Annotated in this window: 9 protein-coding genes; 5 read left to right on the forward strand and 4 right to left on the reverse strand. The window is 46.6% G+C overall.

Annotation, left to right across the window (positions count from 1 at the left end):
- Window positions 1–56 precede the first annotated feature (56 nt).
- The 3 genes from ABIO93_RS25915 to ABIO93_RS25925 are packed head-to-tail and all read left to right on the forward strand — an operon-like array spanning window position 57 to window position 5,080.
- Entirely contained in the window at window positions 57–1,211 is a 1,155-nt protein-coding gene (locus ABIO93_RS25915; RefSeq protein WP_348072907.1) for a cellulase family glycosylhydrolase, read from the forward strand.
- The gene (locus tag ABIO93_RS25920) at window positions 1,208–4,303 is read left to right on the forward strand and encodes a histidine kinase (protein ID WP_348072908.1); all 3,096 of its coding nucleotides are present in this window, start codon (window positions 1,208–1,210) and stop codon (window positions 4,301–4,303) included. The genes ABIO93_RS25915 and ABIO93_RS25920 overlap by 4 nt, the downstream gene beginning before the upstream one ends.
- Window positions 4,304–4,333: 30 nt before the next feature.
- Window positions 4,334–5,080, forward strand: coding sequence for a LytTR family DNA-binding domain-containing protein (locus tag ABIO93_RS25925; RefSeq protein ID WP_348072909.1), 747 nt, complete (start codon window positions 4,334–4,336; stop codon window positions 5,078–5,080).
- A 51-nt stretch (window positions 5,081–5,131) separates the two neighbouring features.
- Here ABIO93_RS25925 and ABIO93_RS25930 read toward each other — a convergent pair whose 3' ends face one another.
- The gene (locus ABIO93_RS25930) at window positions 5,132–9,616 is read right to left on the reverse strand and encodes an HYR domain-containing protein (RefSeq protein WP_348072910.1); all 4,485 of its coding nucleotides are present in this window, start codon (window positions 9,614–9,616) and stop codon (window positions 5,132–5,134) included.
- Between the two features lie 374 nt (window positions 9,617–9,990).
- On the opposite strand from ABIO93_RS25930, the gene ABIO93_RS25935 reads away from it, so the two are divergent.
- Window positions 9,991–13,074 (forward strand): histidine kinase, encoded by a 3,084-nt coding sequence (locus ABIO93_RS25935; RefSeq protein WP_348072911.1) that lies wholly within the window; start codon window positions 9,991–9,993, stop codon window positions 13,072–13,074.
- Between the two features lie 26 nt (window positions 13,075–13,100).
- On the opposite strand, the gene ABIO93_RS25940 is transcribed toward ABIO93_RS25935, so the two are convergent.
- Complete coding sequence (locus ABIO93_RS25940) at window positions 13,101–14,081, reverse strand: alpha/beta hydrolase (protein WP_348072912.1); 981 nt, start codon at window positions 14,079–14,081, stop codon at window positions 13,101–13,103.
- Between the two features lie 183 nt (window positions 14,082–14,264).
- Between ABIO93_RS25940 and ABIO93_RS25945 the strand changes: the two genes are divergently transcribed.
- A complete protein-coding gene (locus ABIO93_RS25945; RefSeq protein WP_348072913.1) occupies window positions 14,265–15,080 on the forward strand; it encodes a helix-turn-helix domain-containing protein in 816 nt (271 codons plus the stop codon).
- Here ABIO93_RS25945 and ABIO93_RS25950 read toward each other — a convergent pair whose 3' ends face one another.
- The gene (locus tag ABIO93_RS25950) at window positions 15,081–15,641 is read right to left on the reverse strand and encodes a hypothetical protein (protein ID WP_348072914.1); all 561 of its coding nucleotides are present in this window, start codon (window positions 15,639–15,641) and stop codon (window positions 15,081–15,083) included. It abuts the gene before it with no gap.
- Window positions 15,642–16,139: 498 nt separating this feature from the next.
- Window positions 16,140–16,736 (reverse strand): hypothetical protein, encoded by a 597-nt coding sequence (locus tag ABIO93_RS25955; protein ID WP_348072915.1) that lies wholly within the window; start codon window positions 16,734–16,736, stop codon window positions 16,140–16,142.
- Between the last annotated feature and the right edge of the window lie 346 nt (window positions 16,737–17,082).

Here is a 17,082-nt window from a genome sequence, read left to right on the forward strand (position 1 = left end):
AGATTTAAGTCGTAGGTTCCGTCAGCAACGGGCCCAACTTAATCTTCCCTTATCACATGAAAACACGGATTACAACCTGGATATTTTTACTTACGCTACTCGGTAACATAACTGTCTTCGGGCAGGACATCCCCCCTCTAATTATTTCATCGCCTCTGTGCAGAAACTGCCCTGTCAACCGACCATTTCAAACGGTCGGAAAACAACTGTTCGATCCCTGTGAAGCGCCTGTTGTTTTGAAAGGTGTCAACAAAATGGTGTACTTCGATAGTCAGGATCCGGATGGGTCGAAAACTTTTCGGGAAATCAGGTCCATTGGGGCCAATTGTGTGCGGATTGTGTGGCAGATGCGGGGTGATAATAATGGACCTCCATCGAGCGTGGCGCTTCTGGATAAGATCATCACCAATGCCAAAGCCAACAACCTGATCCCGATCGTGGGACTTTGGGATTATACTGGCTACTCCGACGGCGGTTTTTCCAAACTGGACGAATACACGGCGTTCTGGACAAGACGGGACGTTGTCAGGCTGGTTCAGAAACATCGGAGCGCCATGATCCTGAACATTGCCAATGAAGCCGGCATGCACGAAGCAGAGTACAATGTGGACAGTTTGAATATGTATGCGGCCGTTTACAAAGCAAAAATCCGCCAGATCAGGGCTGCACACATTGATGTGCCGATCATGATCGACGGCATGGACCAAGGAAAAAGCCTGCATTGTTTTGCCGTGAAAGGCCGGGAAATCGCCAATGATGACCCTGCCCACAATGTGATCTTTTCTTTTCACCCTTACTGGCCCAAATCTGCAACCGGCGGCACATCATATATTGCCGACAAGTTTGCTGAGGTAGATACTATCACAATTCCAATCGTCATGGGAGAAGTTTCCAAATACGGTGCCTCGGACGGTAGTGGTGCCAGTGTCTGCTCACCGGCGGGCATAGCCGACTATGAACAATTTATTAAAAGGGCCGACGCCGCAGGAATGGGATGGCTCATCTGGGAATGGGGCCCTGGTAACAAGGATGGCATAATCCCCTGCCCGCAAATGGATATGACATCCGATGGGAGGGCCGCCACCATTGGTGCCAATCCCGGGGGAGCCAACAGCTGGGTATCGGATGTGGCCCTCACCGCGTCTTACAGCGTCAGAAATACAGCGAAGAGAACGGGTTTTATTATGAATGGATTTAAAGCCTGCCCTTGAAAATTCTTCGCAAGCAACTGCTTTTATTGCTCCTATGTATTTGCGGGGTCAGCCGCGCGCAACTCCCCAACATTTCATTTGAGCATATCACCGACCGTGACGGGCTTCCCAGCCGGACGGTGGAGTATGCTGTTGAGGACAAGGCCGGCTTTATGTGGTTTGGCACACGAAAATGTCTTACCCGCTACGATGGTTACACATTCCTGAAAGTGGGTAATAAATGGGTGCATGGGTTGGTAGTGGACAGGGCGGGCAGTATCTATTATTCGTCGGCCAAAGAGAAGCTGGTGCGGGTAGATGCTGTGACCAGAAAGGAAAAAACAATGATAGGAGCTGCGGAGGGCGGGGCACATCACACCTTTACCGATTCCTACGGTAACATCTGGTTTTCCGATCGTGAAAATATCAACCGGTACGATCCCGGCAGCGGCAGGGTTTCGGTGTATCCGATGAAGAAAACAACTTATGTCTTCAATAAAGGCAGTTTTGCGGAAGATAGTCAGCGGAATGTCTGGGTTTTGGGCCTGGAAGTAGGGTTATTTAAATTTGACCGGAAGGCTGATAAGCTAATTTGTAAGCTGGGTTTGGATTGTCCTGCGCCAGACAATGCAACCCAGTTCGAATTCCACAAAGGATTTATTGATCAAAATGACAAACTATGGGCCCCGCTGGCCGGCAATGGACTGCTGCGGTATGATACCAGGACGGGCTTATTCAAAATATATAGATTGCCCAATTTCGTCCTTTTAACGGTTTGTGCGGGAGTTGATGAAAAAGGTCGGTCGATTATCTGGGTAGGCTCGGAGACCGGGCTGGGGATTTTCAGGCCGGATGACGAGCAATTTGACTTCTTCACGAACCTCACACCCGAGCGCTATGAGGTGTACGACATTGTCGTTAGCCGTAAAACGGGAATTCTTTGGGTGTGTACATCGGAAGGCCTTCTCAAATATGATCCGCATAACCAGTTTATCAAAACGAATTTAATCAATGCCCCGCAGCTGACGGTCAATGCGATACTGCAAGATAAGTCAGATGCTACGGGTCAGACATTCTGGTTTGCGGTGGCTTACGAGGGGCTTTACAAATGGAGTCGGGCAACCAATAAAACTACTTTTCACCCATATCCACAGTACAGCAAGCAGTCGGAAGCGACCTGGCTGGTGCAGGATAAGGACAATATGATCTGGGCGGGCTGCAATCAGTGGCAGTCGTGGCAGGACGGTAAGGCCGATGCCTCCGATAACCGTTTCGAGGGCGTGTTTCGGTTTGACCCAGTTGAGGAAAAGTTTTTGCCCACTCCATTTACGTTGCATCACAGTTTCTTTTCAGTCCCTTTTTACTCAATGGGCTTGATGGATAAAAAAGGCAGATTCTGGCTGGGAAATCATTACGAAAGCATTCACGTGCTGGATACTAAAACCAATCGGGAGATCAGACTCTGGCCCAAGGAAATGGATTCTACGCTGTTCGCGAAGGGAAACTGGGTGATGCATCTGTTTGAGGACAGCCGGTCGCGGATCTGGTTGGCCACGCACCAGGGGATTTTCTACTTCGATGAAAGCGCACATACATTTCGTCATATCAAAACCGATTTTGGAATATTGAAAATAGCAGAAGGCCCTGACGGAAATATGTGGGCGGTAGGCTGGCCGGGACTGATCAAATTTACCAGGGATGGGAAAATATTGAAAACATGGTCTGAAAAGGATGGGTTGTACGATATTGAATGCAGAAGCGTGGCGGTAGACGCAAGAAACCGGGTTTGGGTCGGCACTTTTGACGGGCTGCACGTTTTCGATGAGCAAACCAATACCTTCCGCCGATTCACGGTCAACGACGGTTTGTTATCCAATAAAACAATGATGAGTTTCTGCCTCACGCAGGATAATGCACTTTTGGTAGGCAATACCGGCGGATGGAACACAGTGGATATGACGGCGCTCGATCAGTCAGGAACGATCCGCAACCTGCAATTGACCAATGTTAAAGTCAACAACCATCAGAAAGATGCGGACTGGTCCAAACCGGTTGAACTTGATCCGGACGAAAATGCGATCAGCTTCGATTTTTCGGCCATGAATTACCGCAAAGCGAACGACAATCATTACGCATATTATCTGGAAGGACTGGAAAAAGGCTGGATCGATGCCAACCAGGCGCACCAGGCTTTTTATACTAATCTGGACCCCCAAAAGTATATTTTCCACGTTAAATTGATCGCTCCGGGCGGCGGACCGGAGCTGGCGGTACCCTTTACCGTTAAGCCTGCCTTTTATGAAACATGGTGGTTCAGGGCGCTGATTGCCGTATTAACGGTTGCCCTGATCGTGTTTTTTTATAGAAATCAGTTGTCCTATCAAACCATCAAGGCGAAGCTGGAAGTGGAGGAAGCAACATTGAAGCAGCAGGAAGCCAGATACAATGAAGAGGTAGCAGCTTACCAACTCAAACTTTCAGAAACAGAAATGGCGTCGCTGCGTTCGCAGATGAACCCACACTTTATTTTTAATTGCCTCAATTCCATACAGTTTTTTACCGCCCAGAACGATTCCGAAAAAGCAACTGATTATCTTACCAAATTTTCAAGGCTGATCAGGCTCGTTCTTGAAAATTCCAGATCGGAGCAGGTTACCCTGGATAACGAGCTCGAAACGCTGCGACTTTACATTGAAATGGAAGCGATGCGGTTCCCCCAAAAGCTGCATTATCAGATCCAGATTGATGATGAGGTGGATACCGAATCCATCCGCATGCCGCCGCTGCTTTTGCAGCCATTTGTTGAAAATGCGATCTGGCACGGGCTGATGCACAAGGAAATGGGAGGAACTGTGCTGGTGATTATTGACCAGCCCGGGCCTCATATACTGAATGTTGAGATCATTGACGACGGTGTAGGCCGACACAAAGCAGCTGAATACGGGAGCAAATCGGCGATCAAGCAAAAATCGCACGGCATGAAAATTACCGCCGACCGGATCGAGATGATCAACCAGTTGTACCAGATCAAAACGCATGTGCGCGTGAGCGACCTGGTGGATCATAAAGGGATGGCGATCGGAACCAAAGTGGTACTGAACATACCGATCTGATTTATTGAAAATAAATAATTGATTAATAGTATGTTACGAGCCATTATTATTGACGACGAACCCAATGCAGTGGGATTGCTGGTGCTACGGCTGTCGCAACATTGCCCTCAGGTGGAGGTGGTCGCATCCTGCACCGGCAGCCAAAAAGGTATTCAGGCCATCCTGGACCATCGACCGGACCTTGTTTTTTTAGATATAGAAATGCCTCAGCTCAATGGTTTTCAGGTACTTGAGGCGGTTTCCGGCCTTTCGTTCTCACTTGTTTTTGTGACTGCTTACGATAAATTTGCACTGAAAGCTTTCCGGTACAGCGCCGTGGATTACCTGCTGAAACCGATCGATACGCAGGAGCTGGTACAGGCGGTGGGCCGGGTGGAACAGCAGCGGAAACTGGTGCCCGAGCAATTGGAACATCTCCGGCAGCAGTTCAGCAACCCTGGCAAAACCTTCCCCGACCGCATTGCTCTGCCCTATCAGAATGGTGTGGCCTTTGTGGATTTGAAGGATATCCTGTACTGCGAATCGGACGATAATTATACTAAATTCCATCTTGCAGACAACCAGTACCACCTGGTGACAAAGCCGCTGCGTGACATCCAGGAGTTGTTGGAAGAGCGTGATTTTCAACGTGTGCACAGGCAATATCTGATCAATCTGAACCATATCAAAAAATTTGTGAAGGGCGAAGGCAGTTATTTAGTGATGTCCAACAGCCAAACCATCCCGGTATCCCGTGCTCAGAAAGACAGGCTTATGGAACGGTTTGGCTGGCTTTAAAATTTAACTTGGATATCTGCTAATCTCTGTCTGGTATAATACCGCGCGATTTTACCGGACCAGCTTCCTGACTTCTATCTGATCCTTGTTTTCAAATCGAATCAATGAAATTCCGATAAGCAGCTTTTCAGCATTGACCTTCACTTTATTAAGTCCCTTTTTCAATATTTGTGATTCGGATTTCAATTCCCTGCCAGAGAGATCGTAGCTTTTGATCGTCCAGTTTCCTGCCTCAGCCGCCACAATGTCAATGAAGGTTCCGGCTGATACGGCTGGGTTTGGGTAAAACTGGCCAACGACTGATCTGAGCTCTCCATTTTGAATGTTAATGATCTTCGAATATTGATAAGTACCATCGTCGTCAACCATTTTTAACCGGTAATATGGAGCAGATTGCCCGGCATCAGTAAAACCATAAGATCTGAGTGCAGTATTGCCCGAAGACTGGCCATTGATTGTACCAATCGTTTCAAATGATTTCGCATTCAGGCTTTTCTGAACTTCAAACCTGTCAAAATACTTTTCATCCGCAGTAACCCAATTCAAAATTGCTTCCCCTGATTCAGCCCTTTTTCCATTAAAGGATATCAAAGTCACAGGTAATGGTGTAAAAACTGTGTTGACGAAAAATCCGCTAAATCCCGTTACAGGGAAAGTAACCTCCCAATGTCCGTTTACAAAAACAATGTTTGCATCAGAAGGATTAATCTCAACAGGTGAACTCGCGTAAACCAAACCGCCCAGATCGGTAGAGCTACCGGGGAATTTGGCGATCCGTAAATTGGCCTTACCTGCGGCGTCGGTCGCATTCGCCGGTAACTTGGCGGTCACCGCACTACTGTAAGCGTCAAACTCGGCCTGCGTGAAATACAGCGTAACCACATCTGTTCCATTCTCAGCATTGGTTCCTCCCGGCGTAATTTGATAATGTCTTCGCACATAAGGACCAGTGACATTGGCTTCTTCTACCCAAACCCTGCTGGTTGTAAGGCCACTGATTGTTCCGACCGTTATTTTGGCTACCAGCTTACAGTCCGCATCCTGGAAATAGTTATCACCCGCCACAATAGTAAGGCTGGCCGATGTAGTCAGCGGAGCAATGGCCGTGCTTGGAGAAACGATCACATTCTGATCAGCAGTGACGCTGTTACCACTCCCGTCCGAGAAGGTCCAGGTTATAACTGTAGTCCCAAGCTGTGTGATTGGAAAAATCGTCGTGGTCACGCCATTGACCGTTCCGGCGCAGCCATCCGTGGTGGTGGGAGTAGGTGGCGTAACAGAACATGATCCGGTGATATCCGCCAGGACAGGCTGAACGGGTGCATCGTCATCGGTAATCGTTATCACCTGTGTAGCAGTTCCGATATTCCCGGAAGCATCAGTGGCCGTCCATGTGACTGTGGTAGCACCAATTGGAAATACGGATGGGGCATTATTGGTAATGATAGGGCTTGCCGTGCAGTTGTCGGCTGCAGTCGCATTGCCTAGTACTACTTCCGTTGCCGTACAGCTCGTGTTGGCCGACAGAGTGACGGCGGTAGGCGCAGTGATCGTCGGGTTCACATTGTCCGTTACGGTGACTATCTGGGTCGCTGTTTCTGTATTTCCGGCTGCATCAGTAGCTGTCCAGGTCACTGTGGTAGCGCCAAGCGGAAAAGTCGTGGGAGCATTATTGGTGATCGTGGGACTTGCTGTGCAATTGTCAGCAGCAGTCGCTGTTCCCAAAACAACACCCGTGGCAGTGCACGCTGTATTGATCGACGTATTGACAGCAGCCGGTGCAGTAATGGTTGGTTTTACATTGTCGGTAACCGTCACGGTTTGTGTGGCCGTTTTGGTATTTCCCGATCCGTCCGTCACCGTCCAGGTGAATGTGGTAGTGCCAAGTGGAAATATGGATGGAGCGTCATTGACTACGGATGTTACTGAACAATTGTCGGTAGTGACCGGCGTCCCGAGCGCCACGCCAGTTGCTGTACAATTGGTATTGGTAAATGCGTTTACATTGGCCGGGGCAGTGATCGTAGGGTTCTCATTGTCGGTGATCGTTACGGTTAAAGAAGCAGTTTTGATATTTCCTGCCGCATCAGCAATCGAATAGGTAATGGTTGTAACGCCCAGGCTATACCTGTAAGATGGAATCTGACCAACACCAGTTCCGGTTCCATCTCCGGTCATGCTCCAAGACAATTGGCCAATACCCGGACATTTATCACTAAAAACAGCATTTGGTATTGCTACCAATCCCGTACAACCCCATCCTTCTGAACTCGGCGTTGTGGTGGTACTGATATTGGGAGAAACAGTCAGGCTCGGTGCCTGCGTGTCACTCACTGTAATTGTAAACGTTTGGACTGCAACGGGATCACATCCGTTTGATGCTGTAAGTTCAACGGTAGTCACACCTTTGTTAAATACGCTCCCTGTTCCGGATCCTGCCCCATTTCCGGTTGTAGCACCCGAAAAAACATAAGTAATGGTTGGCGTCGGATACCCGGTTGTACCGATGCTGTAGGTTTTAAGCGCAGTACATAATCCTGCGTCGGTGGTGGCTGTAAGATCAGTTAGCGCGGGAGAAAATGCAGGTGGGATGCCGATTGTCTGAACGCCGGCGATGTTCGTTTGATTATTGGTAATGCTGGCAGTTACGCCGCTGTTAGCTATAAATATCGGATTTGAACCGCCATTGATCTGAAATGTATTTCCAGGCGTTGCTGCCGCATTGATATTGGCACGAACGATCAGGTAGGTAGTTGTATTAGCATCAAGTTCCAGATAACCCGTATCAAAATTCAATGTTTCCCCACTCCCGGTTGAAGTAGCATCCGTGGCAAGTAAAGTGGCGCCTGCAATGCCGGGAACGCTGTTTTTATATAAAGAAAAACTGGTGATGTCAGTGGTGTTGTAAGTACCCGAAGTGGTTGCGGTAAGGTTGGTCACCGTGGCGCCAGTACCTCCCAATGCCAGTTTTAAAGTATAAAAAGGATGATCGCTCGTTCCTCTGGCAATAATTTTTGCCGGAGAATTCTCCGTAGTGTATGTAAAGGACGGCGTGCCGATGGTTTGTTTCCCGGCTATGTCGGTTTGACTGTTTGTGGCTATTGGCGTGGTATTTCCGTAGTTAGCAGCTATTGAATTCGCAGATCCGTTTATTTTGATTGTATGTCCGTCGACCGCTGTCGCACTTACATTGAGCGTAATAAAAAAGTACCTGGTTTCACCTGCCGGAACATTGTAACCTAGCGAAGTGAAAGAAATTGTCTCCCCATTTCCGGCAGGAGCAATGCCATTGTTCCCGATGACAGTGGCGCCTGTCATGGAATTTGAAGTGTTTGCAAATACTCTATAGTCTATTACATCAGCGCCTGTGTAGGTACCGGTTGTTGTGGCGTTGATGGCTTGTAGGGTAACCGGGAAAGCACCATTGGTTAGTTTTAGAGCGTAAAAAATAACATTACTAGTTCCCGGAAGAACATTTGATGGCGCCAGGAATTCGGTGCTGTAAGCAACTGTTGGGGCCTTGAAGGTTTGGGCACCGGCAGCATCGGTCTGGCTATTAGTGATCAACGGAGAAGTACTCGCGTAGCTGATGGCAATTGGATTTGCAGATCCATCAATTTTGATTGTATGATTGTTGGTAGCTATCGCACTTACATAAACCGTCATAAAAAAGTATCTGGTTTCGTTCGCTGGAACATTGTAACCTAGCGAAGTGAAAGAAATTGTCTCCCCATTTCCGCTTGGGGCAATACCATTGTTGCCGATAAAAGTTGCACCGCTGAGGGAGTTTGTGGTGTTCGCATATACCCGATATTCTAATACATCAGTTGCTGTGTAGGTACCGATTGTAGTGGCGTTGATGGTTTGTAGCGTAACTGGAAAAGCACCATTGCTGAGTTTGAGAGCATAAAATGGAACATTTATAGTTCCCTGAAGAATATCTGATGCTGCCAGCGGTTCCGTGCTGTAAGTAACAGGTGGTGCTTTGACAGTCTGGGCACCAGCGGCATCGGTCTGACTGTTGGTGACCAGCGGAGAAGCACTCCCGTAGCTAATGGCAATGGGGTTTGCAGCACCATTTATTTTGAAAGTATGTCCGTCTGCGGCTGTCGCACTTACACTGACCGTCATAAAAAAGTATCTGGTTTCACCTGCCGGCACATTATAACCTAGTGAAGTGAAAGAAATCGTCTCCCCATTTCCGGCAGGAGCAATGCCATTGTTGCCGATGAAAGTCGCACCCGTCATGGAGTTTGTGGTGTTTGCATATACTCTATATTCAGCTGCATCATCTGCTGTGTAGGTACCGGCTGTGGTGGCGTTGATGGTTTGGACGGTAACAGCAGTGGTTGCATCTAATTTTAATATGTAAAAGGGGAAGTTATTCGTTCCCTGGGTCACATTCCCTGCCGCTAGTGGCTCCGTAGTATAAGTCACGTCGTTCGCCAGCGCATTCAGCTGCGCCGTAAGAGCTATAAGTAGCAACAACCCCAAAGGCCTCAGCTTATTAGTAATAGCATGTAAACTTTTTTTCATGAGATGTACAGTTTTAAACAGTTAGAAAAGAGTTGATTGAGATATTTTGTAGTATGTGTATGCGTGTTTTTCAGGAATCATGATCAAGTGGATCATATTGAGCAGACCGAGTCAGTCCATGGATCGAACTTAAATTCTTTTGTTTTCTGTAACTAAAATATACTGGTGAGAAGCAGGTTATTCCCTGTGAATGGTTGGTTTTATAAGGTGGGAATCGTGAATGTTTGAGTGCCCTTTACCCCTGATAGTACACGGTTCACCCAAAAATCTCAGCACATGGCAACACGCCGGTTGGTGAAAACCGAATTTAATGGTAGGTTCGGCTAAGTACACAGGCTTCATGTGTTGAGCTCAGCTTTCTTAAAGAGAAGTTAATGAAACAGTTGCTGGTCCTATTGTTACTTGCCTGCCACGCAGGTTACGCACAGCTTCCCAATATTTCGTTCCAGTACATTTCCGATCGCGACGGTCTGCCAAGTCGCTCTGTGGAGTGTGCTGCGGAGGATACCAGCGGCTTTATGTGGTTTGGTACCCGTAAATGTCTTACCCGCTATGACGGCTATACATTTGAAAAAATAGGAGACAGGTGGGTGCACGGCCTGGCCATGGATGAGAAGACGGGTACGGTCTATTACTCTTCTTCCTCCCAAAAGCTGATCGCAGTAGAGCCTCATTCGCGTAAAGAAAAAGATATTGTTGGTGCTGCTGTGAGGGGTGCTTTCAGCACATTCCGGGATTCGTTTGGGAATATTTGGTTTTCAGATCAAAACAATATCAACCGTTATGACCCGATCGCCCGCAAAGTGCATACCTATCCCATGCGGAAGACGACCTACCTATACCATAAGGGCTATTTCACAGAGGACCATCAGCGGAACGTGTGGGTGCTGGGTATGGAAGTAGGCGTATTCCAGTTTGATCGTAAAGCCAATCAACTCAATTGTAAAATCGGGTTGGACTGTCCGGTGAAAAATGAAAACTTCGAATTTGAATTTCATAAAGGCTTCGTTGATAAGCAAGATCAGCTGTGGGTACCGGTCGCTGGCCTCGGTTTGATGCGATATGACATTAGAACAGGGCAGAAAAAATTATATGCGTGTCCTAAATTTCCGCTACTTGCCATTCGTGAAGGTAAGGATGAGCTTGGCAAGAGGATTTTTTGGGTGGGTTCACATTATGGGCTAGGGATATTCAGGCCGGATACGGGGCAGTTTTTCTTTTTTGAAAATCTGATTCCGCAAAAGTACATTGTATACGATATCGTCCAAAGCAGTCGGAACGGCATAGTTTGGGTTTGCACCTCAGAAGGTATTTTAAAATACGACCCTAGTAATCAGTTCATCAGGACCAATCGGGTCGGAAAAGTCCCGCAGCCTGTCAATGCCATGTTGAAAGACCGTTCGGACCCGACGGGGCAGACTTACTGGATGGCTGTGGCCTTCCAGGGACTTTACAAATGGAATCAGCTAACCAATCAGACGACATTTTTCGAGTATCCGCAGTATAGTGATCAGTTGGAGTCGGTATGGCTCGCGCAAGACAAAAATGACCGGTTATGGGTAGGAGGTAATCAATGGCAAACCTGGCAGGACAGCAAAAGTGATTTGTCGGATAACAATTTCGAGGGCATTTTTCAATTTGATCCTGTTAAAGGGAAATATCTTGCGACTCCTTTTAATGTGCATCACTCCTTTTTTCTAACCCCTTTTTATTCATTGGGCCTGATCGACCACCAGGGTCGTTTTTGGATTGTCAAGCATGATGAAGGTATGCACGTATTCGATCCTGGCACTAACAAGGAACTGGATTTGTGGTCAAAGGAAGCACAGGTGCCTCTTTTTGCACATAGCAATTGGGTGACGGACATCTTCGAAGACAGCCGTTCCCGTATCTGGCTAACCACTTTTCAGGGCATTTTCCGGTATGATGAATCCACAAGGAAATTCCTCAAAACCAATACTGAGTATGGCATGCGCAGCATCACCGAAGGTCCCGACGGCAATCTGTGGGCAGTGGGATGGCCAGGCCTCACCAAGCTCAATAAAGATGGAAAGATAATTGGGACCTGGTCGACGAGAGATGGACTTTATGATAATGAATGCGTTCGGGTATTGGTGGATGCGCGCAACCAGGTTTGGATTGGCACATTTGACGGGCTTCATCTATTCGATCAGAAATCAAATACATTCAAAAGATTTACGGTCAATGATGGCTTGTTATCGAATAATACCAAAGTAAGCCTTTACCCTGCCGGCACCGACAAGCTGCTGGTCGGTAACATGGGCGGCTGGAACACGGTCGACATGGCATTGCTTGCCCGATCTCGCGTGCCCAGCGAGGTGCATTTGGTGAATGCCCGTATCAATAACCAGCAAAGTGAAGTGGATTGGACTAAGCCTGTGGTGCTCGCAGACAATGAAAACGCCATCAGTTTTAGTTTTTCCATGCTGAATTTCCGAAAATCCAATGATAATCATTACGCCTATTACCTGGAAGGTTTCGAAACAGACTGGCGTGACTCGGGACAGGATCACCAGGCATTTTATACCAACCTGGCACCAGGAGATTATACATTTCATGCCAAATCTGTTACAAATCCTGGTCGTGAGCTAAGGATACCTTTCACGATCAAACCAGCCTGGTACGAAACATGGTGGTTCAGAACAGCAATGGGGTTGGTTGTACTAAGCTTACTGGGCTATATCTACCGAAGCCAGTTGTCGTATCGAACTATCAAGGCGAAATTGGAACTGGAGGAGCTTACCCAGCTGCAAAAGACAACGAAGTACAACGAAGAGATGGCGGCGTATCAGCTCAAACTTTCGGAAACGGAAATGGCCTCATTAAGGTCTCAGATGAATCCGCATTTTATTTTCAACTGCCTCAATTCCATTCAGTTTTTTGCCGCCCAAAATGACTCAGAAAAGGCTTCCAATTATCTCAGCAAGTTTTCCAGGCTGATCAGGCTGGTGCTTGAAAACTCAAAGTCGGAGCATGTAACGCTTGAAAATGAGTTGGAAACGCTGCGTCTTTACATAGAAATGGAAGCGATGCGTTTTCCGGGTAAACTCGTTTATCAGATTGAGATAGACCAGAACATTGACCCTGAAATGATCCAAATACCGCCTTTGCTTTTACAGCCCTTCGTAGAAAATGCCATCTGGCACGGGCTCATGCACAAGGATGCTGGAGGCGCTGTCAGGATCGTGCTAAAACAGATAGAACCGGACATGTTGCATGTGGAGATAACAGACAATGGTGTGGGCAGACAAAAGGCGGCCGATTATAAAAGTAAATCTGCAACAAAAAATAAATCTTTGGGGATGAAAATTACCGCAGACCGTATCGAACTTATTAACCAATTGTATAAGATTCACACCAACGTCGGGGTTATCGACCTGGTAGATCAGCATGGAGCCGCGGCAGGCACAAAAGTGGTCTTGAATATTCCTATATGAAAAAGTGGAACTATAACCATCATGCCTTAATCCGATTTTGCTTTTCGCGCATTCTTGATGATCAGGTTAACAATTGTTTTCATTGCAGGTTCGGGTAGGTCATGGCCCATTCCTTTGATAAGTTCGAAATGTGCTCTGGGAATGTAGGAAGCCACATCCTTGCCCGCTTCCGGTACTACCAGCGGGTCTTCACTGCCATGGATCACGACAACAGGAACTTTAATCGTTTTCAGCTGCTGCTGCCTGCCCGAATAAAAGCCGACCAGGGAAGCTGCTCCCTGGCGCACGAGCCCATCGGGATAATAGGAGCGATATACGTCGTTTTTTACATATTTCAGTAATTTTTTTTGATCAGGAACGAAAACGGATCCAGCCAGGATTGTCATAGACTTCACTTCTCTATTAATGTAGGCCGCTGTATCCTTTGGGTCTCCGGGCGGCGGGATTTTACTGATCGCATCGGGTTTGGCAACCAACGGAAATTTTTTATCACCGCCGCCTGCCATGATGCTCGCCAGTGATAATGTGTGTTCGGGGTGATTGTAGGCGACCCGCTGTGCGATCATGCCACCCATTGATGCGCCGACAATGTGGGCCTTTTTTATGCCCAGAGCGTCCAGCAAACCAACCGCATCGTCTGCCATGTCATCGAGCGTGTAGGGCAAGGGGGGGGTGGTGTTCTCCTGAATTGCCTTGGCGATAGCCGCCCAGTCGGGCGCACCTGCTTTTTCGAACTTGGTGGAAAGGCCGATGTCGCGGTGATCAAACCGGATCACCCGGTAGCCATTTTTTACGAGGTGGTTGCAGAATGAGGCCGGCCACATGGAAAGCTGGGCGTTGGTTCCCGAAATGAGCAAAACAGTCTCTTTATTGGCTGATCCCAAACTTTCATAGGCAATCTGAATGCCATTTGCCTGCACTTTTCCCGATTGAGCGGAAACGATAACAGGCAAACCAACCAAAAAAAGGATATAAATGAATGAACGGATAGGTAACTGGGTTTTCATATTTGTTTAATTTTATTGAAAATCGAATTTGAGTATAGGTGTGTAGTGCTCTGAAAGTCAGGTTAAATGTCGGATTTATACAATTTCCTGATCCTAGAAAACTTTAAGTTTGCCGAAAATTTTTTATTTCGTGGCCACCTTAACCTCAATTGAAAACCACATACAGGAAAAAATGATCTTCATATGAACTATCAGGTTTATCCCGTACCGGATCCACTAAAAAAGTATGTCCGCTATTTTTGGTCGATTGATTTTAATGATCCGGTCTACAATCCCAAAATCATTAAAATACTGGCAGATCGGTATCCCAGACTGATTTTTCAAAATCTGGATGGCCGGAAACCGATCATCACTGCGGATGGAGAAAACCTCCCCGAGCTGTTTTTGAGCGGCATCATGACATCCGACACGGCCTACACGGTAACAAGCCAGTACTCGCATTTTGGAGTGAGTTTTTATTCGCATGCCCTGAAAGCTATGTTCAGGATTGATGCAAATGAGCTCACCGATGTGAATCCTGATCTGATCCACTTTTGCCCCAAAGACCTCAAACAAAAACTGGCAGATGCACCTGATCATCAGGCCAAACGCAACATCCTTGCTGCTTTTCTTATCACCAGGCTACCGGATTCCAGGAAAAAAGTGTTTTCAATCAACGACTTCATCATTGCTGATGACATTCCTGAAAACTGGAATACCAGCTATTTGCAAACGCGGTTCGGTATGTCGGAACGACAACTCGAAAGGCAATTCAAAAGTAAAATTGGCGTGTCGCCCAAAACTTTTTTAAGGATTACCCGTTTTGAAAAAGCATTGGATATTATAAAAAGCCCAACCTTTTCCTCCCTTACGGAAGTTGCCTACCAGCTAAATTATTCCGATCAATCACATTTCATAAGAGAATTCAAATCATTTTCCGGATACACGCCGCAGCAGTTTCTCGACAAGCAAAAATTCGGAGAGGAAAGTGCTTCGTTTTTGCTGGATGCTATCGTATAGCTAGAAGCTGTATCCAATATGTACGGTCGGGAAAATGCCATAACGAGCCTGCCTGAATACCTGCTCATCGATGATGACATGCTTTGCATTGGCTGAATAAGTCAGGGCAACCCAGGGAGCAATGTACAGGCCCCTGTAATCGCGTTCCTTCGCACCCAACATAAACCGGTACCCGCCACGCACACCGAAAAATAAGCCTTGCGTTGTTTTTTCACGACCAGTGTTTTTCAGTGTCAGCCTGTCTTTTGTATAATCTGTCTGAAGACCAACAAAAAAACCCTTTCTTTTTTTGAAAATGTAATCCGCTTTAAGCCCATAGCCATATGATCTGTTTTTAAACTTGTCATTGTTGATAAAAAAGGCAGGTTGGTCAATGTTAAAGGCGCCTGCATCCAACCTCACCTTGCCAAGCTGATAACCAAAGTGGCCGGAATAGCCCTTGAAAATGTAAGCGATCGGATCAACCTCTATTTCAAAATGATTGGTATTGTTTTGAGAATGAACGTATTCAGTTGCTGTTATCAGCAATAATATGGAAACAAGTAGCCTTGAAGTTTTCATAACAAAATGAAAGGATGTTTTCTTCTGAGATTGCAAAACTACCAACCGAAAAAAATCCTGAATTGTATAAAACCGACAATTATGGCCGATCCCTTAAAGACAGCCTGAAATAAATGTTTGTAAATGTTGCATGAGCATATAAAGAAATTTAATGGCAAGCTCAGGGTTAGCTAGAGTAGGTTGTCTTCGGTTAAATCTCAAAAACTCATGCTATATCTGATCGGAGCTGCCAGATCGAAGTTCCTGTCAAAAATGGAAGTATCACTAGAAACAAGGTCGCCAGCGTAAGTAGAATTGCATTTTTCATTGGGTAGTCAATTTGAGGTTCGATATCCCAAAGATGCTGGATCAGCCAATAAATCTTATCTGGTTTTTAGCCATATCTATCTGATTTTTAGCCAAATTGATGATTATGCTTAGCGCCAGAGCAAAGAGTATAACGCACGAAAAGGGCAAGAAACGATATCATTTCTTGCCCTTTTCTCAATGCGTCAGTTCTTAATAAACCCTGTAATAATTCTCGTGGTATACGTCAAGTACTAATGGAGATATGCTTTTCACTACCACTATACGGAACTTGTTCAAGCTTGTTTTGTATGCGATAACGGTCCCTACCGGCATATAGTTTGGCCATGTAGGAGTGTAGCCTGGGGCGGCTCCTGGCGCCCAGGCTATCTGCCCTTTTACGAATGGAAGCGCCTTCAGGGTACCCGGCGTCACTGATTTAAAGTCCACAATTCCAAGAATGGCGCGGGTAACTTTCCAGCATCTTAACGCCTGATAGCAACCACCATCCGAACCCCAGCTGATATCGCCAGCCGTTTCATTCACGATATCAAACGGAGCTGAGAGATTGAGACCTTTGTTCATAGGCAGCTGTACGCTCGTCATTAACTTCCATTCGAAGTTCTCTGGAATGGGCTGTTTGTTAATGATAGGATTTTCAACTTTCGATGTGATGGTCGATACGCCGGCTTGGGCAACCGCATTTTCAGTTCCGGATCCACCATTCGGTGTGGGATCATTAGAATTGTTGCAGCTAAAAAGAAAAAGTGTTGATAAAGTAAATACGGCATTTGCAAAAAGATTTTTCATGAGACTAATAATTAATTAAAAATGTGATGTTTGATTACTGCCCTCGTCGTTTTGTGAAGGCAATGCAAACTTAGTGGGAAGGGGTGTGTCGAACCTATTTCGGACGGTATGCAAAAGGTTTACAGCTACTGAAATGAGGTATACAAAATGTACACATGCCCATTTCGGCCTCGTAGGGGCATTATTTGAATGGAGAAGGCGCAAGGTTTTCCTGTTCTGGATCGGGAGGTGGCTTTTTTTGTTTGATGGTTTTGCTCTAAATTTATGCATAATAAAAGGCTGGCATTCAAACCCTCAAATGGACACACAGATCAAGATCCTCAGTCGAAGAAGATGAAATGCTGAT

Origin of the sequence: Dyadobacter sp. (assembly GCF_039919315.1) — a bacterium.
Lineage (GTDB): Bacteria > Bacteroidota > Bacteroidia > Cytophagales > Spirosomataceae > Dyadobacter.